This window comes from Paraburkholderia aromaticivorans, from assembly GCF_012689525.1.
Taxonomy (GTDB): Bacteria; Pseudomonadota; Gammaproteobacteria; order Burkholderiales; family Burkholderiaceae; genus Paraburkholderia; species Paraburkholderia aromaticivorans_A.
On the sequence record NZ_CP051516.1, the window covers coordinates 2,151,669 to 2,177,589 of the forward strand.

21 protein-coding genes and 1 pseudogene are annotated in these 25,921 nt (G+C 62.3%); 12 read left to right on the plus strand and 10 right to left on the minus strand.

Features of this window, described 5'->3' with window-relative positions:
- Positions 1-24 precede the first annotated feature (24 nt).
- The 3 genes and pseudogenes from HF916_RS37740 to HF916_RS37750 all read left to right on the plus strand — a co-directional run.
- Positions 25-513 carry an MgtC/SapB family protein gene (locus HF916_RS37740; RefSeq protein WP_168793839.1) on the plus strand — a complete coding sequence of 163 codons (489 nt, stop codon included), beginning with the start codon at positions 25-27 and terminating at the stop codon, positions 511-513.
- A gap of 105 nt (positions 514-618) precedes the next feature.
- The gene (locus HF916_RS37745) at positions 619-1,080 is read left to right on the plus strand and encodes an SRPBCC family protein (protein WP_168793840.1); all 462 of its coding nucleotides are present in this window, start codon (positions 619-621) and stop codon (positions 1,078-1,080) included.
- Positions 1,064-1,423 (plus strand): annotated as a pseudogene (locus HF916_RS37750) (ArsR/SmtB family transcription factor); the annotation flags it as partial. The gene HF916_RS37745 and the pseudogene HF916_RS37750, both read left to right, overlap by 17 nt.
- 127 nt (positions 1,424-1,550) lie before the next feature.
- Here the strand turns inward: HF916_RS37750 and HF916_RS37755 are convergent.
- Entirely contained in the window at positions 1,551-2,708 is a 1,158-nt protein-coding gene (locus tag HF916_RS37755) for a porin (RefSeq protein ID WP_168793842.1), read from the minus strand.
- 285 nt (positions 2,709-2,993) lie between these two features.
- Here HF916_RS37755 and aldA point away from each other — a divergent pair, with 285 nt between their 5' ends.
- The 4 genes from aldA (at position 2,994) to HF916_RS37775 (ending at position 8,854) form a co-directional block, all read left to right on the plus strand.
- Positions 2,994-4,430 carry an aldehyde dehydrogenase gene (aldA, locus tag HF916_RS37760; RefSeq protein WP_168793843.1) on the plus strand — a complete coding sequence of 479 codons (1,437 nt, stop codon included), beginning with the start codon at positions 2,994-2,996 and terminating at the stop codon, positions 4,428-4,430.
- 151 nt (positions 4,431-4,581) lie between these two features.
- The gene (locus HF916_RS37765) at positions 4,582-5,904 is read left to right on the plus strand and encodes an MFS transporter (protein WP_168793844.1); all 1,323 of its coding nucleotides are present in this window, start codon (positions 4,582-4,584) and stop codon (positions 5,902-5,904) included.
- Positions 5,905-7,122 carry a mandelate racemase/muconate lactonizing enzyme family protein gene (locus HF916_RS37770; RefSeq protein ID WP_168793845.1) on the plus strand — a complete coding sequence of 406 codons (1,218 nt, stop codon included), beginning with the start codon at positions 5,905-5,907 and terminating at the stop codon, positions 7,120-7,122. It abuts the gene before it with no gap.
- Between the two features lie 70 nt (positions 7,123-7,192).
- On the plus strand, positions 7,193-8,854 hold the full coding sequence (locus HF916_RS37775) for a GMC family oxidoreductase (RefSeq protein ID WP_168793846.1): 1,662 nt from the start codon (positions 7,193-7,195) through the stop codon (positions 8,852-8,854).
- A 16-nt stretch (positions 8,855-8,870) separates the two neighbouring features.
- Here the strand turns inward: HF916_RS37775 and HF916_RS37780 are convergent, their stop codons facing one another.
- The 4 genes from HF916_RS37780 to HF916_RS37795 form a co-directional block, all read right to left on the minus strand.
- Entirely contained in the window at positions 8,871-9,806 is a 936-nt protein-coding gene (locus HF916_RS37780) for a LysR substrate-binding domain-containing protein (RefSeq protein WP_168793847.1), read from the minus strand.
- A 116-nt stretch (positions 9,807-9,922) separates the two neighbouring features.
- The gene (gene styD / locus HF916_RS37785; protein WP_168793848.1) at positions 9,923-11,401 is read right to left on the minus strand and encodes a phenylacetaldehyde dehydrogenase StyD; all 1,479 of its coding nucleotides are present in this window, start codon (positions 11,399-11,401) and stop codon (positions 9,923-9,925) included.
- 37 nt (positions 11,402-11,438) lie between these two features.
- Positions 11,439-12,416 (minus strand): hypothetical protein, encoded by a 978-nt coding sequence (locus HF916_RS37790; RefSeq protein WP_168793849.1) that lies wholly within the window; start codon positions 12,414-12,416, stop codon positions 11,439-11,441.
- A gap of 7 nt (positions 12,417-12,423) precedes the next feature.
- On the minus strand, positions 12,424-14,409 hold the full coding sequence (locus tag HF916_RS37795; protein ID WP_168793850.1) for a primary-amine oxidase: 1,986 nt from the start codon (positions 14,407-14,409) through the stop codon (positions 12,424-12,426).
- Between the two features lie 198 nt (positions 14,410-14,607).
- Here HF916_RS37795 and HF916_RS37800 point away from each other — a divergent pair, with 198 nt between their 5' ends.
- From HF916_RS37800 to HF916_RS37810, 3 genes are all read left to right on the plus strand, one after another.
- Complete coding sequence (locus HF916_RS37800) at positions 14,608-15,612, plus strand: AraC family transcriptional regulator (protein ID WP_168793851.1); 1,005 nt, start codon at positions 14,608-14,610, stop codon at positions 15,610-15,612.
- A gap of 262 nt (positions 15,613-15,874) precedes the next feature.
- On the plus strand, positions 15,875-17,326 hold the full coding sequence (locus tag HF916_RS37805) for an APC family permease (protein WP_206002044.1): 1,452 nt from the start codon (positions 15,875-15,877) through the stop codon (positions 17,324-17,326).
- A gap of 66 nt (positions 17,327-17,392) precedes the next feature.
- Positions 17,393-18,607 carry a porin gene (locus tag HF916_RS37810; protein ID WP_168793852.1) on the plus strand — a complete coding sequence of 405 codons (1,215 nt, stop codon included), beginning with the start codon at positions 17,393-17,395 and terminating at the stop codon, positions 18,605-18,607.
- Between the two features lie 2 nt (positions 18,608-18,609).
- Here the strand turns inward: HF916_RS37810 and HF916_RS37815 are convergent, their stop codons facing one another.
- Positions 18,610-19,506, minus strand: coding sequence for a LysR family transcriptional regulator (locus HF916_RS37815; protein ID WP_168793853.1), 897 nt, complete (start codon positions 19,504-19,506; stop codon positions 18,610-18,612).
- Positions 19,507-19,651: 145 nt separating this feature from the next.
- On the opposite strand from HF916_RS37815, the gene tam reads away from it, so the two are divergent.
- The gene (gene tam, locus HF916_RS37820) at positions 19,652-20,428 is read left to right on the plus strand and encodes a trans-aconitate 2-methyltransferase (protein WP_168793854.1); all 777 of its coding nucleotides are present in this window, start codon (positions 19,652-19,654) and stop codon (positions 20,426-20,428) included.
- Between the two features lie 186 nt (positions 20,429-20,614).
- The gene (locus HF916_RS37825) at positions 20,615-20,980 is read left to right on the plus strand and encodes a hypothetical protein (RefSeq protein WP_168793855.1); all 366 of its coding nucleotides are present in this window, start codon (positions 20,615-20,617) and stop codon (positions 20,978-20,980) included.
- A gap of 106 nt (positions 20,981-21,086) precedes the next feature.
- Here the strand turns inward: HF916_RS37825 and HF916_RS37830 are convergent, their stop codons facing one another.
- From HF916_RS37830 to HF916_RS37845, 4 genes are all read right to left on the minus strand, one after another.
- A complete protein-coding gene (locus tag HF916_RS37830; protein WP_168793856.1) occupies positions 21,087-21,734 on the minus strand; it encodes a GntR family transcriptional regulator in 648 nt (215 codons plus the stop codon).
- A 61-nt stretch (positions 21,735-21,795) separates the two neighbouring features.
- Entirely contained in the window at positions 21,796-23,154 is a 1,359-nt protein-coding gene (locus tag HF916_RS37835; protein ID WP_168795779.1) for an aspartate aminotransferase family protein, read from the minus strand.
- Positions 23,155-23,200: 46 nt separating this feature from the next.
- Positions 23,201-24,514 carry a glutamine synthetase family protein gene (locus HF916_RS37840; protein ID WP_168795780.1) on the minus strand — a complete coding sequence of 438 codons (1,314 nt, stop codon included), beginning with the start codon at positions 24,512-24,514 and terminating at the stop codon, positions 23,201-23,203.
- Positions 24,515-25,040: 526 nt separating this feature from the next.
- A complete protein-coding gene (locus tag HF916_RS37845; protein ID WP_168793857.1) occupies positions 25,041-25,871 on the minus strand; it encodes an oxidoreductase in 831 nt (276 codons plus the stop codon).
- Positions 25,872-25,921 lie beyond the last annotated feature (50 nt).

Here is a 25,921-nt window from a genome sequence, read left to right on the forward strand (position 1 = left end):
TTTCCGGAACGTCGGGCAAATGTAATGGACAACTGGTGGCACACGGTGTGGGCAACCGCCCGGGCAGAGTTTTCCGATCTCGGCAGCGCGGCCGACGTCACTCAGGTCCTGATGCGCCTCGGGCTGGCGTTGATACTCGGCGGCATACTCGGTTTCGAGCGTGAGATGTCACGGCGCGATGCCGGCATGCGCACGCATATGATGGTGTCGGTCGGCGCGGCCTTGTTCGTGGTCGTGCCGCTGCAGGCCGGTTTCTCGCAGGACAACATGAGCCGGGTCTTGCAGGGACTCGTGTCCGGCGTCGGCTTTCTCGGCGCGGGCGCCATCATCAAGCTCAGCGCCGAGCGCGAGGTACGCGGTCTGACGACTGCGGCAAGCCTGTGGCTGAGCGCGGGCGTCGGCGTGGCGGCGGGGCTCGGACGCGAGGCCACGGCGATTCTCAGCGTCGCGATCGCGCTGGCTATTCTGTCGAGCGCGCGCCTGTTCAAGAGCCGCGAACAGGAAGAGAAGTAAGGGCGCGGCGGGCTCTCTATCCTACGACAAACCACGATGAGAACATGCAGGCAATTACTGGCATGTTGACAATGCTACTTCTAATATGCAGTCAGGAGGCTGCATATGAACTCATCGACCGATCGCATCGAAAAACAGATTCTGCTGAAGGCGCCACGCTCGCGCGTCTGGCGCGCGTTGTCCAATGCCGAGGAATTCGGCAACTGGTTCGGCGTGAATCTCACCGGCAAACAGTTCGTGGCCGGCCAGTCCGTGCAGGGCAATATTACCTATCCGGGCTACGAGTATCTCGTCATGGACGTGCATGTCGAGCGCGTCGAGCCGGAGCATCACCTGTCGTGGCGCTGGCATCCGGCTGCGGTCGACGTCACGGTGGACTACTCGCCGGAGCCGACTACCCTGGTCGTCTTCGAGCTGACCGAGGTCGAGTCGGGCACCTTGTTGCGCGTAGTCGAGTCGGGCTTCGATCAGCTTCCCGCCGGCCGCCGCGAAGAAGCGTTCCGTATGAATAGCGGCGGGTGGGAAGAACAGATGACCAACATCGAACAGCATGTCGCCAAGGGTTAAGAAGGCGTCTGGCGGAGCGAATCTGAAGGCGTCGGCGCTGCGCAGTTCCGCGTCGATTTTCGCGGCGCTCGGCGATGAGACACGTCTGCGTCTGGTCGCGGTGTTGTGCGCGGGCAGCGCGATGTCGATCGCGCAGCTCACTGCGGGAACGGACATCACGCGGCAGTCCGTCACGCAGCACTTGCAGGTGCTCGCCAATGCGGGTCTGGTGCGCGATGTCAAGGTCGGTCGTGAGCGCTTGTGGGCGTTCGAAGCCACCCATCTCGACGAAGCGCGCCGCGCGCTCGACGCGATCTCGCGGCAGTGGGATCACGCGTTGTCGAGGTTGAAGGCGGCCGTGGAGGAGCGAGGAACGCTGATGCGGTCGTTCAAAAAAAACGAATGTACACGTAGCGTGAACAAAGAAAAAATCTGAACACTTCAGCATACTGGCGCCCGCACAACCATCCACGCGCGCCAGCCTCCGCCGCTTAAAACTTATGCCGCAGCGCAACCCGAACAGCGACCTGGGTGCCCGTCGACGATGGCGCCTGCACACCCGGAATGAACGCGTCGTCGAGAATCGAGTGAGTCGTATCGCCCGCCACCTTCTGATACTCACCCTGCACATACACGTCGGTACGCTTCGACAGGTTGTAATCCGCCATCAAACCCACCGAGTGAATCTTCGGCTTCACGCTGCCTGACGACGCATCGTAGTTTTCCATCGTGTACACGTACTGAGCGCCCACGAAAAACGCCGGCGTGAACTGGTATTTGCCGTTCAGTTCGAAGTTCTGGTATTTCAGCGTATTCAACGTGACACCCGGCGCGGCCAGCGGAATGCCGATATAGCCGTTGCCCGTCGGATTCTTGTAGTTCGAGTTGGTGTAGGCAAAACCGGCCGTCGCCGAGCCGAAGGTGTAGTTGATGCCGCCACCGAACACCCGCATACGTCCCGCGATAAAGCTTGCGTCGTTCGCGGTAATCGCGCCGGTCGAGCCCACGCCGGGATTGTCCGCCTGCATATAGGCCGCCGCGACCAGCAGGCCGCCGTTCGCGTACTGCCCGCCGAAGCTGTACGCGCGGTTGTTCGCGAAGTTGGTGTCGTTACTGAAGGCGTAAGCGCCGCCGAACTGGAAGCCCGCCATCTCCGGGCTCGCGTATTTCACGCTGTTGCCGAGTCGGAACGAATTGTCGGTGTTGTCGTTGTCATACGGATGCGCGAACAGGTAGCCGGCCCAGTTGCCGTTGGCCGTGGTCTGCGCGAGGTAATCGACCACCGAATCGTACTGGCGCCCGAGCGTGACCGTGCCGAAGCGGCCGTCGCTAAGTCCCACATAGGCTTGGCGGCCGAACATGCGGCCGCCCTGGCCGAGCCGCCCCGAACTCACGTCGAAGCCGTTTTCGAGTTGAAACACCGCCTTCAGGCCGCCGCCCAGATCCTCCGAACCCTTCATGCCCCAGCGGCTGCCTTGCGCATAGCCGCTCGCCATTTCCCAGACCGCGCCGTGCCCCGCGTTGTTGGTGTAGTCGATGCCTTCGTCGAGCACGCCGTACAGCGTGACGCTGCTTTGAGCGAAGGCCGACGACGCCGCCAGCGAGGCGAGTGTGGTGAATGCGGCGGTAGCAATGCGGTTCTTTTTCATCATGAGCTCCAGACCTTGGTAGTGAGCGGACCGAATTCTTCGGACGAACCCGAAGGCGTTCGACACCCGCTGCTTTTTGGCAAAGCCCGGATTCTGCTATTCGAGATGCGAATCGCGAATGAGGCACATCCCTGGATAAACGTGATTTTTTAGAATGTTTGTCCCGCGAATTATTCGCTTGTGGCGGGCAGTGACCCGGAGAAAAATTCCGTTCATGCACCTTTGGCATGAAGGCCATAGCCGAGGGCAATGCGTTTTTCGCACCATGCTTTTCAGGAGACGACCATGCGACTCGATCGGAATTTTGCTAACGGCCGGTTCATCGAACCCGCGTCTGACAACGCTAGCCGCGAGCTCATCGCCGTCTACAACCCGGCCACCGAGGCCGAGATCGCCCATGTCACGGGCGCCACCGAGGCCGAAGCCATCGCCGCGGTCGACGCCGCCGCCGCCGCGCAAAAGGGCTGGCGCAAGCTGCCGTCGGCCGAGCGCGCGGTCTATCTGCACAAGCTCGCCGATGCGCTGACCGAATGCGCGCCCGCCATCGGCGCGGCGCTCGCGCTGGAGTCGGGCAAGAGCGTGGCCGACGCCACCAACGAGGCGATCTACGCCGGCCAGATCACCCGCTACCACGCCGAATGGGCGCGCCGCATCGAAGGCGAAGTGATTCCGAGCGATACGCCCGACGAAAACCTCGTGTTGCATCGCGAGCCGATCGGCGTGGTCGCGTGTCTGATTCCGTTCAACTACCCCGTCTATACGTTCATGCGCAAAGTGGCGCCGGCACTGATCGCCGGCAACACGGTGGTGGTGCGCCCGAGCAACAACACGCCGACTTCCGCATTCGAAATCGCCAAGGCGGTGGAGAAGGCCGGTTTGCCCGCGGGCGTCGTGAACATTCTCGCGATGAACCATGCCACCGCCGAGGCGCTTTGCACGCATCCCAAGGTCGGCATGATCACGCTGACGGGCAGCGTCGGCGCGGGCCGCAAAGTGCTCGACTATTGCAAGGCGAACATCGCCAAGCCGTCGCTCGAACTGGGCGGCAAGACGCCCGCGATCATCGAGGCCGATGCCGATCTGGAGAAAGCCGCACGCGATCTGGTCGCTTCGAAGACTACGCATTGCGGTCAACTGTGCACGGCAATCGAACGCGTCTACGTGCAGGAAAGCGTGCATGACCGCTTCGTCGCGCTGCTGAAAAAGCACATGAGTGCGGTGGAAAGCGGCGATCGCAGCGAGCAGCCGTCGCTGATGGGTCCGCTCGTCAACGAGGCGTCGCGCCAGTCGATTCACGCGATGGTGGAACGCGCGGTCGCGGCGGGCGCCACGCTCGAAACCGGCGGCAAGCTGCCGCAAGGCAAAGGCTTCTTCTATCCGGCCACGTTGCTGTCGAATTGCCGTCAGGACATGGAGATCATCCAGGAAGAAACCTTCGGTCCGATCATGCCGGTCGTCAAATACCGCACGCTCGACGAAGCGCTGGAGATGGCCAACGACCATCAATTCGGTCTCTCGTCGGTGCTGTATACGGAGAACTATCGCGGCGCGATGAAGATCGCCAACGGCATCGAAGCTGGCGAACTCTATGTGAACCGTACGCCCGCCGATCCGTATCAGGGCTTTCACGCCGGCTGGAAACGTTCGGGCCTCGGCGGCGACGACGGCAAGCACGGCATGCTCGAATTCACCCAGACCCGTCTCGTGGTCATGAAGTACTGAAGTGAACCGGCACGCGCCGCACGTTGAAACGACGGCGCGTGTCTCCCTTGCAACCTGAAAAGTGCAGCGAATCTGCTGCCAGTCCATAACAAAACATATTGGAGACCGGGCAGCCCGAAGGGCTGGCGCTGTGTCTCTGAGGAGCGCTCACGTGTCATCCCAACCCGTTCGAACCGACGCTTCGCTCGCTTTAGGCGACGAGCAGCCCGCCCTGCAAAGCAACAAGACGCAGCGTTATATCCAGCTCATCCTGCTGGTGATCGCAGCCGGCGCAATCTACCCAATTCTGTATCTGCGGCAGGTGTATCAGCCGACGATGCTCGAAGTCTTCCACATCACCGATAGCCAACTCGGCTATCTGTATTCGTCGCTGGGCACGATTTTTCTGTTGAGTTATCTGCCGAGCGGCTGGCTCGCGGACCGCATCGCGCCGCGTTTACTGATCTGTTTTTCGTTGATCGCCACCGGTCTGCTCGGGTTGTGGTATTCCACCGCGCCATCGTTTCCGATGCTGATGATGATCTTCGGCGGCTGGGGTCTGTCGACCGGTTTGACGTTCTGGGCCGCGGTCATCAAACGCGTGACCATGATTGCCGGCACGCATGAGCAGGGCCGTTTCTTCGGCCTGCTCGACGGCGGACGCGGTTTGATCGAAGCCATGCTCGCGACCATCGCGATCACGCTGTTCGCATGGATGACGCAGACCAAAGGCGAACCGGTCGCGGCCGGTTTCAAGCTGGTGATCTACCTGTACGCGTTTCTTTGCATCGCGCTCGGCGTCGTGCTCGCGCTCGTCAAGGATCCGCAGGGCACCGAAGACGCGGCCGCCAATCGCGCCGCGCGCCAACGCAACAACGTGCTGGTCGATCTGAAGACGCTCGCGAAGATTCCCGAACTGTGGCTGGTCGCCGCCATCGTGTTCTGCGGCTACCAGGTGTTCTGGGCGACCTACAGTTTCTCCGCGTATCTGCATGAGGGCGAGATCGGCCTGACGGTCGTGATGGCCGGCACGATCACCACGCTCAAGCTGTGGATGCGGCCGATCGGCGGCATCGGCGGCGGCTTTCTCGGCGATCGCTATTCGAAGGTGTCGGTGCTCGTGATCGCGCTCTTTCTCGCCGCGCTGTCGCTGTTGGGCCTGATGGCGGCGCCGCGTATTTCGAGCCACGTGCTGCTGGTGTTCCTCGTGCTGTTCATCGGCATTCTGACTTACGCGATTCGCGGCCTGTACTGGTCGCTGCTGGACCGCTGCAACATTCCGGTTGCCACGATGGGCCTCGCGATCGGCCTGATCTCGGTGCTCGGTTATTCGCCGGACGTGTTCCTGCCGCTTATCAACGGCTATTTGACGCAGACGTTCCCGGGCGTCTTCGGCTATCAGCTCTACTTCGGCTATGTGGCCGTCATGGCGGCGCTCGGCGGTTTTGCCGGGCTCGCGCTGAGAAACATGCTCAATAGAAAAGAAGGTGCGTAAATGAAAGTCGTCTCGCTCGAAACGCATATCGTCGCCGTACCGCCGCCGCACGTGGGCGGCATGTACTGGATCTTCGTCAAGCTCAAGACCGATTGCGGGATTGAAGGCGTCGGCGAAATCTATTCGGCGACCTTCCATCCGAAAGCGATGACCCCCATCATCGACGACGTATTCGGCCGCTATCTGCTCGACAAGGACCCGCATCACATCGAGCGGCTCTGGCGCGAAGCGTATTCGAGCGGTTTCACGCAACGCCCCGATCTGACGATGATGGGCGTGGTCAGCGGCCTGGAAATGGCATGCTGGGACATCATCGGCAAGGCGGCTAATAGGCCGGTGTATGAGTTGCTTGGCGGCATGGTGAATCAGCGCCTGCGTTCGTACACGTATCTGTATCCGAAGAACAGCCGCGGCGAATACGACTACGACGATCCCGATCTGGCCGCCGAATGCGCGCTTGAAAACGTCAAGCGCGGCTTCACCGCGGTGAAGTTCGATCCGGCCGGACCGTACACGGCGTACTCGGGCCATCAACTGTCGATGGAAGTGCTGGACCGTTGCGAAACCTTCTGCCGGCGCGTGCGCGAAGCAGTGGGCAGCAAGGCGGATCTGCTGTTCGGCACACATGGGCAGATGGTGCCTTCGTCGGCGATCCGACTCGCGAAACGCCTCGAAAAGTACGATCCGCTGTGGTTCGAAGAGCCGGTGCCGCCGGGCCAGGAAAGCGCGATGGCGCAGGTCGCTAAGCACACCAGCATTCCGATTGCCGCCGGCGAGCGCCTCACCACCAAGTACGAATTCTTCAAGCTGCTCGAAGCGGGCGCCGCGTCGATTCTGCAATTGAACGTAGCGCGCGTGGGCGGCCTGCTCGAAGCGAAGAAAGTCGCGACCCTGGCCGAGGTGTATTACGCGCAGATCGCGCCGCATCTGTACAACGGGCCGATCGGCGCGGCGGCCAGCATTCAGCTCGCGACGTGCACGCCGAACTTCCTGATTCAGGAAAGCATCGGCACGTGGGACGGTTTTCATGCGGCCGTGTTGAAGAAGCCGATTCAATGGGAAGACGGCTACATCATTCCGTCGCAGGAACCGGGTCTCGGCGTCGAGTTGAACATGGAGGTCGTCAGGCAGCACACGCCGTACACCGGCGAGCGTCTGCATCTGCAGATGGCGGCACAACCGGCCGACGTGAAGGACCTCGCGCCGGCCAAGGGTTGAGTGCGCCTTGCATCTGGCGGGTTTCACCACTACGTTTCAATGGATTGAGCGCCGTCTGGCGATATAGAGCATGAACTACGATTACATCATCGTCGGCGCGGGTTCGGCGGGCTGCATTCTCGCCAATCGCCTGTCGGCGTCGGGCCAATATTCGGTGCTGCTGCTCGAAGCGGGCGGCAAGGACAGCTCGTTCTGGTTCAAGATTCCGGTGGGTTTCACCAAGACGTACTACAACGAAACCTACAACTGGATGTACTACAGCGAGCCGGAAAAGGAACTCGACAACCGGCCGATCTATTGCCCGCGCGGCAAGGTGCAGGGCGGCTCGGGCTCGATCAATGCGATGATCTACGTGCGCGGCCAGCCGCACGATTTCGACGATTGGGCCGCCGCCGGCAACACGGGCTGGGCGTTTCGCGACGTGCTGCCGTACTTCCGCAAGCTCGAATCGCATCCGCTCGGCAACACGGACTATCACGGCGCCGACGGCCCGATCCGCATCTCGCCGATGAAAGACGCGGTGCATCCGATCTGCCACGTGTTTCTGAAAGGCTGCGATCAAGCCGGCTATCAGCGCAGCGACGACTTCAATGGCGCGCAATTCGAAGGCGCCGGCATCTACGACGTGAATACGCGCAACGGTCAGCGCTCGTCGAGCAGCTTCGAGTATCTGCATCCGGTGCTGTCGCGCAAGAACCTCACCGTCGAGCGCGACGTGCTGGCAAGCCGCGTTCTATTCGACGGCAACCAACGCGCGATCGGCGTGAGCGTGACGCAGAACGGCACCACGCGGCAATTCATGGCGGCGCGCGAAGTGATCCTGTCGGCCGGCGCGGTCGATTCGCCGAAGCTGCTGCAACTCTCCGGCGTGGGCGACAGCGCATTGCTGGCGCAGCATCGCATCGCGATGGTCAAGGAACTGCCCGCCGTGGGCCAGAATCTGCAAGACCATTTGTGCGTGAGCTTCTACTATCGCGCGAACATGAAGACGCTGAACGACGAGATGCGGCCGCTGCTCGGCAAGCTCAAGCTCGGGCTGCAATATCTGCTGACGCGCAAGGGACCGCTCGCGATGAGCGTGAACCAGTCGGGCGGCTTCTTCAAAGGCAACGATCAGCAAGCGCAGCCGAACCTGCAGTTGTATTTCAATCCGTTGTCGTACCGAATTCCGAAGAGCAACAAGGCGAATCTCGAACCGGAACCGTACTCGGGCTTTCTGCTGGCGTTCAATCCGTGCCGGCCGACGAGCCGCGGTTCGATCGAGATCGCGTCGAATCGCGCCGAAGACGCCGCGAAGATCCGCATCAACGCGCTGACCACGGAGAAGGACATCGACGAAGTGATTCAGGGCTGCGAACTGGTGCGCAAGGTAATGGCATCGCCGGCATTGAAGGCGGTCACGGTCGAGGAAATCTCGCCGGGGCCGCGGGTGAATACGCGTGAAGCTTTCCTGCAGTACTTCCGCGAGCAATCGGGTTCGATCTATCACCTGTGCGGTTCGTGCGCGATGGGCGACGATCCGCGCACCTCGGTGGTGGATGCGCGGTTGCGGGTGCACGGCATTGGCGGCTTGCGCGTGGTGGATGCGTCGATCTTTCCGAACATCACGTCGGGCAATATCAATGCGCCGACCATGATGGTGGCGGAGAAGGGCGCCGACATGATTCTCGAAGACGCCGCTAGCGAAGTTGCGTATCGGCCTGTGACCGCGGAGATGGCTGCGGCGGCTTGATGCGGTAACGCGCGCTTCAACCCGCGTCGCTCAGGGGCGCCGATTCCGACGCATCGAGCGCCCGTCCGCTCAACCAGATTTCCTGTTGCAGCCAATCGCGGAACAACGCGACGTGCGGCAGTTCGTCCTGTTCCGCGCGTGTGACGAACCAGTACGACTGGTGCCCGTCCACGTGCACGTTCAACACCTGCACGAGCTGGCCTTCGGCCAGTTCGCGAGCGATCATGTGACGGTCGGCGATGGTCACGCCGAGCCCGTCGATTGCCGCGCGAATCGCGTGATCGAGCAGATCGAACTCATAACCGCCGCGCGTATCCACATTCTCAATCCCCGCCGCCTTCAGCCAGTGCTGCCAGGTGAGGTAGCGCTGATCGGCGCTCGCCAGCACATGCAACAGCGTGAACTGATTCAAGTCGATTGCCGCGCTACCCGCCTGGCGTGCGAGCAAGGCGGGCGAACAGACCGCGATATGCCGCTCGCTCATCAACAGACGGTTTTCGACCCCTTCCCACTCGCCATTGCCAAAACGGATCGCACAGTCGAGCACGCCGGATTCCGCGAGGTTGTCGTCGACACGGGTCGACAGACTCAGTTCGAGTTGCGGATGCGCATCACGCAAGCGGCCAAGACGCGGCATCAGCCAGCGGCTCGTGAAGGTGGGCGGCGCATTGATGCGCAGGCGATTACGATGGGTCTTCTCCTGCAAGCCGCGAACCGTGAGTTCGATACGGTCGAAGGATTGCTGCAGCGCTTGCAGAAGAATGCGGCCAGCGGCCGATAGTTCCAGGTGGTGATGGTGACGCTGCAGGAGCGTCTCGCCCAGTTGCGCTTCGAGTTGCCGGACTTGCCGGCTGACCGCGCTTTGCGTGACGTTGAGCAGTTCCGCGGCGCGGGTGAAGCTGCCCGTGCGGCCGGCGACTTCGAAGGCTTTCAGCGCATTCAGCGCGGGCATTTTGCGTTTCAAGATGTTCGACCGGGAGGTAAGGCGCGGTGGCGCGATGTCCCGGTATTTTACTGGTTTGCCTGCGCGGCGCCTCGCCCATGATGCGCCGCGCAGGCGTTGCAGCGTCAATAAGCAATACAGACCGACTTGCTTTCCGTATAGGAGTCGATGATCGACTTGCCGTGTTCGCGGCCGATGCCCGACGCCTTGAAGCCACCGAACGGCATGGCCGGGTCGACCATGTTGTGCGTGTTGACCCACACCGTTCCGGCCTCGATGCCGTCCACGAGCCGCAGCGCCTTGTCGAGCTGGTTGGTCCAGACGCTCGCGCCGAGACCGTACTCGGAGGCGTTCGCCTGAGCCAGCACTTCGTCGAGGTCGTCGTAAGGCATGGCGACCAGCACCGGGCCGAACACCTCTTCCTTGACGACGGAAAGCGGCTTGCAGGCGCGATTGGCGATCACCGTCGGGCGCACGAAGTAGCCCTGGCGCTCCACGCGCGTATCACGCGACAGGATCTCGCCGCCTTCGTCCTTGCCCTGCGCGATCATGCCGGCCACTTTGTCGCGGTGCCGCGCGGAGACCATCGGGCCCATCTGCGTCGCCGCGTCGAAACCGGAGCCGAGCGTGATGCCGTCGGCGATGGCGGCAATGCCTTGCACGACTTCGTCGTAAATGGAGCGCGCGACATACAGGCGCGAGCCCGCCGTGCAAACCTGGCCGTGGTTGAAGAAAATCGCGCCGGCCGCACCTTCGATCGCCTTGCGCGGGTCGCAATCGTCGAGCACGATCACCGGGCTCTTGCCGCCCAGTTCGAGCGACGCGCGCTTCAGATCGTCCGCGCATTGACGGCCGATGATGCGCCCGACCTCGGTCGATCCCGTGAACGTGACCTTGTTCACCAGCGGATGCCGCACGAGCGCCGCGCCGGCGGTTTCGCCCCGCCCCGTTACCACGTTGAATACGCCGGCAGGGAAACCCGCTTCGTGCGCCAGTTCGGCGAGACGGATGGCCGTCAGCGGCGTTTCTTCAGCGGGTTTCAGCACCACGGTGCAGCCGCAGGCCAGCGCCGGGGCAATTTTCCATACCGCCATCAGTAGCGGAAAATTCCACGGGACGATCGCGGCGACCACGCCGGCCGGCACGCGTCTGGTCGACGCGTTGTAGCGCGTGCCCGGCGGGAACGGAATCGACAGATCGAACGTGGTGCCTTCGATCTTGGTCGCCCAGCCGGCCATATAACGCAGCCATTGGACGCTGCCGGCCACTTCCAGCATCTTCGAGAAGCCGATCAGCTTGCCTTGATTCAGCGTTTCCAGCGTGGCGAGTTCGTCGCTATGCCGCTCGACGAGGTCGGCGAGTTTCAGCAGCAGGCCCTCGCGGACGGCCGGCGGCATTCTGCGCCAGGCGTCGGATTCGAAGGCTGCCTTCGAGGTTCTGACCGCGTGATCGATATCCGCTTCCGATGCGTCAGGGATCTGTGCGATTTCTTCAGCGGTGGCCGGGTTGAAGACCGGAAAGGTTTTGCCCGCGGCGCTGCCGGTTTTTTCGCCGTTGATGAACATGGTGTGCGGCAATGTGGCCGCTAGCTTGTGTTCCGTCATGGTGGTTCGTCTCCGTTGAGGTTGAGTGGCCGTGGCGCTAGCCGGAAGGGTTCGTCTGACGGCGGTATGGGTTCAGGTGCGGGTGGACGTGTTGCCTTGCGCGCCAATGCGTGGCTAACGACGCGGCGCAGATCACGTTGGCCGTCGCGCTTAACGCGTACAGCACGACGAATCCATCGCCGAAAAAATAGGGCGTGGTCGACAACGCCGCGCCTAACACCATGCCGACGTGATGCGCGACGCCGGGGCAGCTCGCGCTCAATACGCTGGTCGAGTTGCCGCGCAAGTTGACGAGCGCCGGAATCGTCAGGCAGTCGAGAATCAGAAAGATCGCGGCCGCGACCGGCGCGAGCGCGGGATTGTCGTTCGCCGCGAGCGCGCCGATTAGCACCGCACGCGCGATGTACAACGCCATCAGCATGCGATTGCCGCGCGAGCGATCGGCGATCAATGCCAGCGCGCAGACGGCGGCAAGCGTAAGCGCGATTTGCCAGAACGGCCGTGCGCCGCTGACGCCGCAAATCGCAAAGAGCTGGAAACGGGCGAGACTGCCGCTCGATAGTCCCGCGAGCAAGGCGAGGAGAGCCGTTGCACTTGAAGGAGTCGCCGCCTTGACCGGGGCAGAGTCGTGCGTGCTGCCGCGATCCACATCGTGACGCGATTCGGCGCTGGCGCGCGGCCGATTGAGCAACATGCCGACGCCCGTCGCGATCATCAGCACGGCAATTGCGATGCCGTGCGCCGAACCATTCAAATACGCCGGCACGCTGTTCATTGCGCTGATCGTCACGATGAGCGTTGCGGCGCTCGCCAGCATCGTGGTTCGACCCGATGAACGCGACAGCAGCGGCACGCTCATCATGGCCGCCAGCATCAGTGCGCTCATCCATAACGCGGTGGCGTGCCGGCCGAGGCCGGCCTGCAGCAACAGCGCAGCGCCGCCGCCCGCGAGGCACACGCATGCCGCACTCGCGCACAGCCTGCGCGCCAGAGCGGCGTGCCGTGCACGAGGCATAACCGGATCAGTGCTTGCAGCAGCCATGATCCGTGGACTTGCCGTCTTCGACGCTGTTCGGATCACGCTCGGCCGGCAAGTCCATCGTCGGGTTGGCCGAGAAGAAGTTGTTCGGCTTGAGCATGAAGCCGGCGTACTCCACCGGCATGACCGGGAAGTCCTCGGGCTTGCATACATGCGTGTGGCCGAAGCTATGCCACAGCACGACATCTTCGTTCTCGATGTTGCGGTTTGCCTCGATATAGCGCGGCAGGCCGTCGCCGCCCGAATGCTGATTCGGATAATCGCCGCTCGCATAGCGCTCAGCCGGATCGAACGGCGTGACCCACACGTGACGCGTGGCGAAGCCGCCGCGCTGACGCACCTTCGAACGTTCGTCGGCCAGCATCAGCGGCGAGTCGTTCACGACCAGTTTGTAGCCCGGATTCGCACCCACGGCATTCTTCACGTTCGGGTTGCTGACCTTCCAGTAGCGTCCCGTGCTGCCGTTCGCGCTACGTGCCGCTTCGCTTTCCGTTTTCAACACGCGTTTGGTCGTGTCGAACACATTGCCGTACGGATTGTTCTCGCCCATGGGACGTGGCACGAATTCGTGTTCGGTCACCGTGTTGCGCTCGCCGTCCACCATCATGTGCATGCGAGCGTTGAAGAAGTGCTGGTGAGTCGGGCCGCCGAGGTTCTCGGTGATCATGCCGCCCCACGGATAGGTGTCGCCATCGGCCACCGCCGACGTTTGCACAATGCCGGTCAGCTTGCATTCGAGTTGAATCGTGCCGTCCTGATACAGGTACCAGTAGAAGCCGTAGTCGTAGTTGCCGACTGTGGCGAAGAAGGAAATCACGAGGCGTCGCGAGCGGCGCATTTCGAACACGCCGGTGCGGAATTCATAGTGCTTCCACAGCGTGCCGTAGTCTTCTTCGTGCATGCAGACGGCGTTCTTCATCACGAACGGATTGCCGAAATCGTCCGCGGACGGAATGTCGAAATAGCGGATCGTGCCGAGGCAATCGCAACCGAGTTCGAGCTGATTCGCCAGTTTGCCGAGACCGTATTCGCCCGCGTCGAACGCGCTTTTCCAGTAGTGGTTGGTGGTCGGGTCGGAGTAGGGCACGCACATTTCCGTGACGCTCGCACGGTAGATGATCGGGCGCGTGCTCTTGCCGTCGTCCCACGACAGTTGATGCAGCACCAGCCCTTCGCGCGGCGTGAAGCCGACGCGGAAGTTCCAGTTCTGCCAGTTCACGTGCCAGCCGTCGATCGTGAAGCTCGGGCCGTCGGGCTGGTTGATCGACAGCGGCTTGAGCGTGCTGCGCGGCTCGCCGAGACTCGGTGTGTCGTAGTTGTGCCTGGCGCGCGGAATCGGAATGATGCGGCCGTCGTCCACCAGTTCGATCACTTTCTTTTCCAGCAGATCGACCACGGCCATCACGCCTTCAATTGGGTGCGCATAGCCGTTGTCGGTCAACGTTTCGCGGTAGTAGCTCACGCAACGCACGAGACGCCGGCCGTTTTCGTTCTCGCGATCGAAGCAGCCTGCCGAGAACGGATCGACCTGGACGCGTTCCAGATCTTTTTCGCTGAGGCCGCGCTTCATGACGGCCACGCGCCATGCTTCGTCGCTCTTGACGATCTGTTCCGCGTTCATGAAGTCGTCGATCATGATCGGCGGCTGACCGTACGGCGCCTCGCCGAACGGCATCACACGGCGCGCGGCGATTTTCTTTTCTCTCAGGTCCACCTCGAATTCGATCGTCGCGCCATTCGTACGATCGATTGCGAGCACGAAGGCCGTGCGCGAAAAATATTCACCGGTCTTGAATGCCACCACGTCGGCTTTCGGCGGCTCGCGCAATTCGACCATCGGAAAACGTGCGTGCGAGTCGAGTTTTTCCGCGGCTTTCACGAGATCGCACGCAAGCTGCATTTCTGCGCCGCTCAGCGGATCGAGCGGATGAACGGGGGCGTGAGCGGCTTTCGTGGCATTCGTGTTCATAAGATTCCCGTAAGGAGTTGCTGGACCGGACAGCGTGCTCGCGAAGTCATTGAGGCGCGGCGAACGCTGAGTCGATGGCAAATCGTAGGAACCCAATAATATTTTCGCGCTTGCGTATCGCGCCAAATGAACGATAAAGTGCGCCAAGAGCACTGACTCGAGCAACCATCAGCGAAGACTGGAGAGGAGACGCTCAGCATGAAAAAAGTCACGCTCAACGGCAGTTTCCCGATGATCCGCGCCGCGGTCATGGGGCCGGTTGTGCGCGCACTCGATGCATCCGGCGCGCAATGCGACGCGCTGCTGGAGGAGTTCGGGATGAGCCGCAAGCTCCTGTCGAATCCGTATGAAATTCTGCCGCTTACGCGCTACGTAGCGGCGTTCGAGCGTGCCGCCGAGGTACTTGGCGAGTCCGCGCTCGGCCTGCGCTTAGGCAGTGAATTGCAGTTGACGGAACTCGGGCCGGCGGGTCTGGTGTTTCTTTCATCGCCCACTTTGAACGCGGCCATGCGCAAGTTCGTGCTCGCGCTAGCGTCGTGGCAAAACACCACGACCTGCGAATTGCTGCGCGACGACGAGTGGCCGATCTGGACCTACCAGATCGCTAGTCCGCAAATCTGGCCGCGCCGGCAGGATGCGGAATACAGCCTCTCGACCATGTGCCACATGGTGCGCCTCGTGCGCGGCGCGGCGTGGAATCCGGTCGAAGTGCATTTCGAACATGCCGCGCCCGCCGATCTCAAACCGTATGCGCGCATCTTTCGCGTGCCGGTGCGCTTTCAGCAGCCTTTCAATGGCTTGATTCTGCGACCGCAGGATCTCGACGCTTCGCTAAAAAGCGCCGACTCGCAAATGGCGCGCATGATGGAGCGCCACGCCACCGATCTGATCGCGCGGGATGCGATGCCGCACAGCATTGCCGAGCAGGTTCGCGATCTGGTGACGCGGCGGCTCGCGCACGAAAAGCTGATCGTCGCCGACATTGCGAAGGATCTCGGTCTCTCGCATCGCTCGTTGCAACGGCACCTCGCGCAAGAGGGCACTTCTGTGCGGCAGATCGTGCGTGAGGAACGGCAGCGCAGCGTCGAAGGCCTGCTCGAACGGGAAGAACTCACCAATGCCGCGATCGCACGCGCCGTCGGTTATGCGGATGCCACTGTCTTGTGGCGCGCCACGCGTAGCTGGAAGAAAAATAAGGCGTGACGTGGTCGCATTTTCTTTCAACCTGAAAGTATCGTATGGAAATAGTTCAGGTTCCTAAATATTTGCCGCAAACGGCCGTATTCGGGCTTCCCCGCATTGGCGCAAATTATCGAAAATTTGGCGCGGTTCGCGAAGTCGCTTTATTTTTTAGCTACCTACCATGCGCTCACACCGAAGCATCGGAGATCGGTCAAGCGAGCGTCTGGATCAGCAGTGCAGGGTTCAGGCGAGTCCCAGACTAGCCAACACAACAGAGGCAGCGATGAGTGAACCCTATTCTCCGACCCGAGCGGTCGACGCGGAGAACCCCGTGGAATTAAAAGGCAATACGCTGGGCTTATGGCAGATCGTGTTCCTGGTGATTTCGGCGGCCGCGCCGCTGACCGGCATGCTCGGCGCGGTTCCGCCCGCGATCAGTCTGGGCAACGGCGCGGGCATTCCGGGCGCGTTCGTGATTGCCGGCGTGGTGCTGCTGATTTTTAGCGTGGGCTTTGCGTCGATGAGCCGGCATGTGGTGCGCGCCGGTGCGTTTTACGCGTACATCACCGCCGGACTCGGGCGGCCGTTGGGCATGGCTGGCGCGCTCGTCGCGCTGATGTCGTACACCTTCATCCAGATCGCGCTGTACGGACTGTTTGGTTTCTTCTGCACGGTGATCCTCTCGCCGCTCTTGCATACCGCGTTGCCCTGGTACGGGTATTCGCTGATCTGCGTGGCCGTGGTGCAATTCACCGGCATTCGCGGTATCGATCTGAATAGCCGCCTGCTCGGCGTGCTGATGTGCCTCGAACTGGGCATTCTGCTGGTGCTCGCCATCGCGATCGTCGTGCATGGCGGCGGACCGAACGGCCTCACGCTCGCGCCGTTCACACCGCAGCATGTGTTCAGCGGCCACCTCGGCATTGCGGTGATGTTCGCCTTTGCCTCGTTCATCGGCTTCGAAGCGACCGCGATATACGGTAAGGAATGTCGCGATCCGAAGGTGACGGTGCCGCGCGCCACGTATGTATCCGTGATGCTGATTCTCGTGTTCTTCGCCTTCGTCACGTGGACCATTGTTTGTGCGTACGGCCTCGCCGATGTGGTCTCGGTCGCGACGAAACAACCCGGCGATTTCTGGTTCATTCAGTCCGGCAAATATCTGGGCGGCGCAGTGACGACGGTGATGAGCTTCCTGCTGCTCAGCAGTATCTTCGCGAGCCTGTTGTCGTTTCATAACACGCTGGTGCGTTATATCCACGCGCTGAGTCTTGAAGGCATCCTGCCGCAAGTCCTCAACCGTGTGCATGAAAAATATCGGTCGCCGTATATGGCGAGCTATCTGCAGACGCTCTCCGTGTGCGTGCTGCTCGGCCTCTTTATCGCTGCGGGCAGCGACGTGTTCAACATCGTGTTTAGCTGGAGTTCGGCGCTCGGCACGATCGGCATTGTGATGTTGCAGGCGGTGACGAGTTTTTCGGTGATCGCGTACTTCCACAAGACGCGTAAGGACACGCGCGTGTGGCATTCGTTGGTCGCGCCGCTGGTGGGTGGTTTGGGCCTGTTGTATATCGGCGTGATTCTGGTGCGCAACCTCGACGCGCTCAGCGGCTCCGATAGTCCGATCGTCAAATCGTTTCCCTGGATCGTGTTCACGGTGGCGCTGGTCGGCGTGCTGATCGGTCTCATCCTGCGCAAGAAACGCCCGGATATTTACGCACGCTTCGGCCAGTAAGAGCGAACCGCGCGAATCGCGCCAACCGCGCGACAACCACCTACCTCACTTCTCGACAAGACAATCATGGCAGACACTTTCGTCAAGCGCTCGGCGCTTGCGCTGGCCGCGTTCGGCCTTTCGATGGGCGCGCACGCGCAATCTTCGGTGACGCTTTACGGCACGGTCGACGCCGGCCTCATCTACACAAGCAACCAGCAGACGACGCTCGCCAACGGCAGCACCAACGGACATGCGAACTATCAACTCGGGGGCGGCAATCTGGTGCCGTCGCGCTGGGGCTTGATGGGTACGGAGGACATCGGCGGCGGCACGACGGTCAACTTCGCGTTGGAGAACAGTTTTCTGATCGGCAGCGGCGCGATGCTGCAATCGAATACGCTGTTCAATCGCAATGCGTGGGTCGGTTTGAATAACGCCACGTATGGCGCGCTGACGTTCGGCCGTCAATACGATCCGTTCTCGGATTACATGGGTGCGTATGCGTCGAGCAATAATTGGGCGACGCTGTACGGTTCGCATTTCGGCGACGTCGACAATCTGAACGAGGCGTTCAACTTCAACAATTCGATCAAGTACATCAGTCCGAGTTTTGGTGGATTGACGGTTGGGGGATTGTTCAGCCTGGGCGGCGTGGCGGGGAATTTTTCGCAGAACAAGGGCTGGGCGTTGGCGGCGAATTACGCGCAGGGGCCGTTGTCGTTGAGCGCGGGGTATCTGGAATTGAATCAGCCATTGCAGGCGGCGCTGGGGGGCACGAGTGGGTATATCGGTGACTTCAGTTGTGCGAACGCGGACGCGTCCTATTGTCTGTTGCAGGATGCAAGCAAGGTGCGGATATTTGGGGCAGGGGGCTCGTATTCATTCGGCAAGGCGAATGTAGCGGTGACTTATACGCATACGCGGCTGTCGCAGAGTCAGTACTTTGCGAGCGCGGCGCGGCCTGCTGGCGCTGATGTTTCATTCGATATCGCCGAGTTGAACACCACCTATGCGCTCGCGCCGGATTTGCAGCTTGGGCTGGCTTATATTTTCAACGATGTTAAGCCGAGTGGAAGTGGCTCGACCCGCGTGCATCAGATCAATCTCGGCGCGGTGTATAGCTTGTCGAAGCGGACTGCCGTTTATGCTGTGGCGATTGGGCAGAAGTCTTCTGGTGCCGGGTTAGGGGTTGATCCGGTGACCGGGGCGAGTGAGAACCTGGCGCAGATTCCGAACGTGGTGAATTCGGATACGGATCGGCAGGTTTCCGTGGTTCTGGGCTTGCGGCATAATTTTTGAAATCACCCTTTGAACGTCGCCTGCTCCAGAATCATGTTGTAGAGCGCCTGCGCGGCAGGTGACAACTGCGCGGTCTTGCGCGCCACGAGCACGAGCGTACGCGACACGACGGGATGCGTGAGTTCGACAATGCGCACCGTCGGATACGCGCCCTTCTGCAACGCAAGCGCCGGCACCACGGCCGCGCCCACACCTTGGGCGACCAACCCGACGGCCGTCGAACTGCGTTGCACTTCGTAGAACGAGCGCAGCGCCAGTTGGCTCGGCTCCAGCGCGACGTCCAGCAATGCACGGTTGCCGCTCACCTCGCCGGCAAAGATCAGTGGATACGATTGCAACTGCTGCCAGGCGATGCGGCGCCGCTTCGCCAGTGGATGATCCTGATGGCAGATCAGAACATAGCGGTCCTCCGTGAGCGGCACGCTCGCCAGATCGGGATGATGCTCGCGCGCGATGTTGATGCCGAATTCGACTTCCCGGCGCAGCACGGCCGCTTCCACCGCGGACGACGCGTGATCGAGAATCCTGATGCGGTTATGCGGATAACTCGCCGAATACGCCTGCAGAATGCGTGGCAAATACTGCACGCCGACCGTCGGCACGCAGGCGATGGACACATCGCCGCGACGCGCCACGCCCGTCTCGCGGATTTCGACCAGCGCATCGGCGAGTTCGCCGAGCAATCGGCGCGCTTGCGGCAGAAAACTGCGCCCGATTTCGGTGAGCGCCATGGAGCGCGTGGTCCGCTCGATCAGCGTGACGCCGAGATAGGTTTCGAGCTTGCGCAGACGCTGCGTAATAGCCGTTTGCGTGACGTGCAACGAATCGGCGGCGCTCTGGAAGCTGCCGCGATCCGCGATGGCGACGAACGCCTGAACGCCGAGCGTGTCGATTTTCATTAGAAAAATTGAGGAATCGGAGAGATAAATTCATTTTACTCCGCGCGTCGTGCCGCCGAGAATGGGCGGATTGGATCGGTTGGGAGGCCGCGCAGTTCAGATCGGCCGTTACCGGTCCGGCCACCCCGAACACAAGGAGTCTCAGATGACGTCGAACAAGGATTGGCACGCGAAGCAGTACGTGTTGTTCGAAAACGAGCGCACGCGTCCGGTTAGGGATCTGCTGGCGGCCGTGCCGACGGCGGATGTGAAGACCGCGGTGGACATCGGCTGCGGCCCCGGCAACTCGACCGAGACGCTCGCCGCGCGCGTGCCGGGCGCGGCGGTCAGCGGCATGGACAGTTCGCCGGACATGATCGCGGCGGCCCGCCAGCGCCTGCCGCAATTCCAGTTCGACGTGAGCGACATTGCCACGTGGGACGCGCCGGGACCCTACGACCTGATCCTCGCCAATGCGGTGTTGCAATGGGTGCCCAACCACGATCGGCTGTTTCCGTCGCTCGTCGGGAAGCTCGCGCCGGGCGGCAGCCTCGCCGTGCAGATGCCGGACAATCTCGACGAACCCGCGCACCGTCTGCTGCGCGAGATTGCTGCCGACGGCCCGTGGGCGCACAAGCTCAAAGGTATCGAGCGCACCATGCGCTACGGCGCCGGCTGGTATTACGCGTTGCTCGAACCGCTGTGTGCGCGGGTCGACGTGTGGCGCACCGTCTACCACCACCCGCTCGCGGGTGGCGCGGACGCGGTGGTCGAATGGTTCAAGGGCAGCGCGCTGCGGCCGTTCCTCGCCGAACTCGACGACGCGGAGCAAGCCGCTTTCCTGGGGCGTTACCGCGAGGCGATCGCCGCGGCTCATCCGGCGCTCGCCGACGGCACGGTGCTGCTGCCGTTTCCGCGCCTGTTCATCGTCGCTACCCGCTAGCGGCGCCAACCCGCGAGCGAGGCGTGGTGCGGTCCGCGAGCGGGCTGCCGCGCCGGTTGTGGCGCCGCCCCGCCAGGGTACTCAGGAATTGCCGCGCTTGAATTCTGCGTGATATTGTTCTATCGAAGCGGGGGCCGGCGACACGCCGGCCTCACCGGAACGCAATCCACCGCAGCGAGCGTCGCCATGAGTGATGTACGCCATCATCTGAGTCCACGGGACCGTCTGGAGCTGTTGTGCTGGCTCACATGCGGGAGTCTTGGCGCTTATTACCTGAATGAGGACTGGCCCGACGCGGCGTTCCACGTGCAGGCCGCACACAAATGGCTCGACCGCCGGGCGCGGGAGGCTGACTGGCTGACGGTCGCCAAGCTGACTGCTACCGCAGTGGAGATCGCGCGGCGCCACGCGCAGTTTGTCGAGGCGGACTGGGCGAGAGATGCGGTCGAGGAGATTCTCGATACTGATGAACTCGATCCTCAGGCCAGGCTCGTGCGGCAAGTCATTGCCGATTGTCAGAATGCTTTGGCGGATAAGAGGTTGGCGGATTAGCGTTCAATCACGCACGCGCGCCACCGAGTGAGCGCCTCGGGGCAATGCGTCCGCAACCACCTCGCCGCCAGCCTTACCAAATTGCGCTCGATCACCCTTCATGCGCTCACAGGCACTGCTTGCGCAGACATGTCGCCGCATGATTCAAATCATTCTCGATCGCCCGCCGCACGCCAGCCGCATCGCGCGCTTTCGCGGCATTCAGCAGATCGTCGTGCGCGTCGTTGAGCGTATCGGCGAATAGCGCCTCGCCGAATAGCAAATTCGAAATCGGCCCAACCTGCAGCCACACGGTTTCGATCAGCTCCAGCAGCAGCGGCGAGCCGGCCGCCCGGTACAGAATCAGATGGAATGCCTCGTTGGCGTCGAGATAGCTTTTGGCGTCGGCACTGCGCAACGCCTGCGCCATCTGCGCGTTCAGTTTTTCCAGCGTATCGACGTCGTGCGCCGTGAGATGCGGCACGCCGAGTTCGGCGGCCTGACCTTCGAGGATCAGACGCACGCGCAGCACATCGTCGAACTGTTCCTTCGATAGATGCGGCACCGTCACGCCGCAATTGGGCACGTTGACCAGCGCCGATTCGGCTGCGAGGCGCTGCAAGGCGGAGCGCACCGGCATTTCGCCCACGCCGAGTTCGGCGGCGACGTGGCGGATCTTGATGCGCTCGCCGGGCACGAAGCGTCCGATCGTCAGCCACTGCCGCAGCGTGTCGTAGGTCTGGTCCTGCAGCGTGTGATGGCGCGAAGTTTTCATAAAGCTCGATGCAAAACCCCATGGAAAATGGGGCAAAAAAAGCCGAAGTTTCGGCGCGACCTCAGATCAGTTCGCCAAGACAGGCGTCGAACGCGGCAACCAGCTTGTCCACGTCTTGCACCGACGTGTCCGGGCAGACCAGGATCATGTTGTGAAACGGCGTGATCAACACGCCACGATTCAGCAAATAAAGGTGCAAGACGAGTTCCAGTTCCGGATCGAGCTGGCGTCCGGCTTCGCTGCCGTTGCGCGGCGGCGTCGGCATGAACTGGAATTCGTTGCGCGCGCCGACCCGCGTCACGCACCATGCGAGGCCGTGCCGCGCAATCGCGTCCCGCAGTCCGCTCTCGATGCGCCCGGCCAGCGCGAACATATGCTCGTAGGCAGCGTCGGTCATCACCTCGGCGAGCGTGGCGCGGATCGCGCTCATGGCCAGCATGTTCGCCGTGAGCGTCGTGCCGATACCGGAGTGTCCCGGCGGTGCACTGCGCTTGGCCTGTTGCGCACGCGCGGCGAGTTCGGCGCTGAAGCCGTACACGGCGCACGGAAAGCCGCCGCCGACCGGTTTGCCGAGAACGAACAGATCGGGTTCGAGCCCGTGCGCCTTCGTATAACCACCGGGGCCGCAACTGATCGTATGTGTTTCGTCGATGGCGAGCAGCGTGCCGTAGCGGCGCGTCAGCGCCTGCGCCTCGCGCCAATATTGCGCCTCCGGCAATACCATGCCGATGTTGGTCATCGCGGGTTCGGCGAGCACGCACGCCACGTCGCCATCTTTCAGCGCGTGTTCCAGCGCGGCGAGGTCGTTGAATTCGATCACGCGTGTGCTGCCGAGCAGATCGTGCACCTGGCCGATCAAACTGTCGCGCTGTTGCGGCTCGCCGTCGACCAGATCGACGAAGACGTCGTCCACCGTGCCGTGATAGCAGCCGTTGAAAATCACGATCTGCTTGCGCCCGGTCGCCGCGCGCGCCCAGCGCAGCGCGAAGCGGTTGGCGTCGCTCGCGGTCATCGCGAACTGCCAGTACGGCAGCCCGAAACGGCGCGCGAGTTCTTCTCCGACCCACGCGGCGTCTTCGCCCGGCAGCATGGTCGTCAGGCCGCGTTGCGCCTGCGCGGCGAGCGCCCGTGCGACCGGCGCCGGCGAATGGCCGAACATCGCGCCGGTGTCGCCGAGGCAGAAGTCCGCATAGCGGTGACCGTCCACGTCGGTGAACGCAGCGCCGCGCGCTTCGTCGACATACAGCGAGAAGGGTGTCGACCAGTCGTTCATCCAGTGCAGCGGCACGCCGAACAGCAGGTGGCGCGCCGCGCGTTCGGACAGCGCGCGCGACTTCGGCATGGCCTCGACGAACGCGCGGCGTTCGCGCTCGACAAGCGCTTGCGCGCGCGCCCAGTTGATGCCGTGACGGGTATTCAATGACAATTTCACGCTCTCCAATCAGGTTATCGGCCGCGTCCCGCGTTCAGACGAGTAGTTGCAGATGCTCGCGTTCCCACGCGGTAATGCCTTGCGAGAAGGTCTCGAATTCCTTTTCCTTCACCGCGCAATACGCCTGCACGAAGCTGTCGCCGAGCACCTCGGCGAGTTCGCTGCATTTCGACAGCGCCTTGAGCGCATCTTCGAGACCGCGCGGCAATTCGTACTCGAGGTCGTAGGCGCTTTCGATCATCGGCGCCGACGCTTCCTGCTGCTCCACCATGCCCAGATAGCCGCAGGCGAGGGTGGCCGCCATGGCGAGATACGGGTTGACGTCGACGCCCGGCACGCGGTTTTCGAGCCGCCTACCGTCCGGCCCGGAGTTCGGCACGCGGATCCCGCAGGTGCGGTTGTCGTAACCCCAGCGCACGTTGATCGGCGCGGCGGTGAAGCGCGACAGGCGCCGGTAGGAGTTCACGTACGGCGCGAACATGGGCATGGCTTGCGGCATGTACTTCTGCAAGCCGCCGATATAGTTGAAAAACAGCGGGCTCGCCGAGCCGTCCGGCAACGAAAAAATGTTCTGCCCGCTTTCCCGATCGACGATGCTTTGATGAATATGCATCGCGCTGCCCGGTTCGTGCTCCATCGGCTTGGCCATGAAGGTGGCGAAAATGCCGTGACGGAAGGCCGTTTCGCGCACCGCGCGCTTGAACAGGAACACGCGGTCGGCGAGGTCGAGCGCGTCGCCGTGCGAAAAGTTGATCTCCATTTGCCCGGCGCCGACTTCGTGCACGAGCGTCTCGACGCCGAGCTGCGTCATCTCGCAGAAGCGCGACAGGTCCTGGAAGAACGGATCGAATTCGTTGACCGCGTCGATCGAAAACGACTGGCGGCCGGCTTCGTGGCGCCCCGCGCGGCCGAGCGGCGGGCGCAGCGGTTCATGTGGATTCTTGTTCTGCGCGATCAGGTAGAACTCCATCTCCGGCGCCACCACCGGGCGCCAGCCGCGCGCTTCGTAAAGCTGCAGCACGCGGCGCAATACCGCGCGCGGCGAGATGCCGATCGGCTTGCCGTCCAGCCCGACGCAATCGTGGATCACCACGGCAACCTGTTCGATCGCCCACGGCACTAGCCGCACGGTGTTCGGATCGGGAATGCAGACCATGTCGGGGTCGCTCGGCCCGACAAAGCGCTCGAAATTCGCGAATTCGCCGTTGACGGTGATCATCAGCAGCGCATTCGACATATGCATCTTGCCTTCCGCGAGAAACAGGTTCTTCGGCACGATCTTGCCGCGCGCGACGCCGGTCATGTCCGGTATCACGCACTCCACTTCATGGATCCGGTGCTGTTCCATGAATTCGCGCAGGCCGCCGCGTAGGTCGCTTTGCAAGGTTGACTCCAGTCGGTGGATGACAGCGGCGCGAGGCGCTTTCGACAACGGAGCGCGCTGAGCCGCCTGTTCGGAAATGCTGGATTTTTTTGCATTGTGGGATTTGATCAAATCATGCCATGAATTTCGCTTTTTGGGAAACTGGATAAAACCCGCGCGCGCGGCGCTCGGTCAGGCGCTGCCTGAGTGGCTTTGCCGCAGTCGTTATGCGACGCGGTGTCACTCTCGCGGCGGCGAGCTGTGCGGAACAATCGATCGAAGCGTGACCGGGCTTCGCGAATAATTGGCGATCCTGATTATCCAGGTCGTGGTGGACATGCCGGCGGGCGTCGATGACGGACAGGCGAGTGCTTCGCTCAATGTCCTTTCTGTCGGGCGTCGTTTCGTTTCGGGAAGACGGTCACGCTGCAACTGACAGGTCGAGTTAGCCAAGTTGCCGCTTTTCACTTGCCCCTCGCGCGCCCATGAAGCCGCATGAGGGGGCGTTGCTTCAAGCGAAGTCAGTCGAGCGCGACAGCGTTTCCCACTGTTCGATCTCCTCGTTCAGCGCCGCCAGCTTCGTCTTCACCAGGTCGAACGCATCGTTGCCGAGCAGCAGATGCACCGGCGGATTCTTTGCCGCGACGATTTCCAGCAGCGCCTGCGCCGCTTTCCGCGGATCACCCGCCTGGTTGCCGCTCTTCGCCTCGCGTGCCTCGCGGATCGGGTCGAACAGAGCGTCATAGTCGGCGACGCTGCGGCTTGCGCGGACCATCGAGCGGCCAGCCCAATCCGTGCGAAACGAGCCGGGGGCGACGGCCGTGACCTTGATGCCAAAGCCGGCCACTTCTTTTGCGAGCGTATCGGTGATGCCTTCGAGCGCGAACTTGCTGCCGCAGTAGTACGCAATGCCGGGCATCGTAATGAAGCCGCCCATCGACGTGATGTTGACGATGTGGCCCGAGCGGCGTTCGCGCATGGCGGGCAGCACGGCCTTGATCATCGCCACCGCGCCGTACACGTTGACGTCGAATTGACGGCGCAGATCGTCGAGCGGCGATTCTTCCAGCGTGCCCTCGTGTCCGTAGCCGGCATTGTTGACGAGCACGTCGATCGGGCCGACCGCTTGAGCAACGGCAGCGACGGCGGGCGCGATCGTCTCGAAATCCGTGACGTCGAGCACGACGGCGTGGGCCCGTTCGGCCGCCAGCGCCGTGAACGCATCGCGCGCCGCTTCATTGCGCACCGTGCCGACGACGGCATGGCCCGCATCGAGCGCCGCCTGCGCGAAGGCGCGGCCAAAACCGGAACTGACGCCGGTGATCAGAAACGTTTTGCTCATGGTGATCCACTCCTTGGTTTTGTCCGTCATCACATGGCGTCTTCGGGTGA

Coding starts and splice junctions, on each gene's coding strand:
- HF916_RS37740 (WP_168793839.1), top strand. CDS start 25: ATGGACAACTGGTGGCACACGGTGTGGGCAACCGCCCGGGCAGAGTTT.
- HF916_RS37745 (WP_168793840.1), top strand. CDS start 619: ATGAACTCATCGACCGATCGCATCGAAAAACAGATTCTGCTGAAGGCG.
- HF916_RS37755 (WP_168793842.1), bottom strand. CDS start 2,708: ATGAAAAAGAACCGCATTGCTACCGCCGCATTCACCACACTCGCCTCG.
- aldA (WP_168793843.1), top strand. CDS start 2,994: ATGCGACTCGATCGGAATTTTGCTAACGGCCGGTTCATCGAACCCGCG.
- HF916_RS37770 (WP_168793845.1), top strand. CDS start 5,905: ATGAAAGTCGTCTCGCTCGAAACGCATATCGTCGCCGTACCGCCGCCG.
- HF916_RS37775 (WP_168793846.1), top strand. CDS start 7,193: ATGAACTACGATTACATCATCGTCGGCGCGGGTTCGGCGGGCTGCATT.
- HF916_RS37780 (WP_168793847.1), bottom strand. CDS start 9,806: ATGCCCGCGCTGAATGCGCTGAAAGCCTTCGAAGTCGCCGGCCGCACG.
- styD (WP_168793848.1), bottom strand. CDS start 11,401: ATGACGGAACACAAGCTAGCGGCCACATTGCCGCACACCATGTTCATC.
- HF916_RS37790 (WP_168793849.1), bottom strand. CDS start 12,416: ATGCCTCGTGCACGGCACGCCGCTCTGGCGCGCAGGCTGTGCGCGAGT.
- HF916_RS37795 (WP_168793850.1), bottom strand. CDS start 14,409: ATGAACACGAATGCCACGAAAGCCGCTCACGCCCCCGTTCATCCGCTC.
- HF916_RS37800 (WP_168793851.1), top strand. CDS start 14,608: ATGAAAAAAGTCACGCTCAACGGCAGTTTCCCGATGATCCGCGCCGCG.
- HF916_RS37805 (WP_206002044.1), top strand. CDS start 15,875: ATGAGTGAACCCTATTCTCCGACCCGAGCGGTCGACGCGGAGAACCCC.
- HF916_RS37810 (WP_168793852.1), top strand. CDS start 17,393: ATGGCAGACACTTTCGTCAAGCGCTCGGCGCTTGCGCTGGCCGCGTTC.
- HF916_RS37815 (WP_168793853.1), bottom strand. CDS start 19,506: ATGAAAATCGACACGCTCGGCGTTCAGGCGTTCGTCGCCATCGCGGAT.
- tam (WP_168793854.1), top strand. CDS start 19,652: ATGACGTCGAACAAGGATTGGCACGCGAAGCAGTACGTGTTGTTCGAA.
- HF916_RS37825 (WP_168793855.1), top strand. CDS start 20,615: ATGAGTGATGTACGCCATCATCTGAGTCCACGGGACCGTCTGGAGCTG.
- HF916_RS37830 (WP_168793856.1), bottom strand. CDS start 21,734: ATGAAAACTTCGCGCCATCACACGCTGCAGGACCAGACCTACGACACG.
- HF916_RS37840 (WP_168795780.1), bottom strand. CDS start 24,514: ATGGAACAGCACCGGATCCATGAAGTGGAGTGCGTGATACCGGACATG.
- HF916_RS37845 (WP_168793857.1), bottom strand. CDS start 25,871: ATGAGCAAAACGTTTCTGATCACCGGCGTCAGTTCCGGTTTTGGCCGC.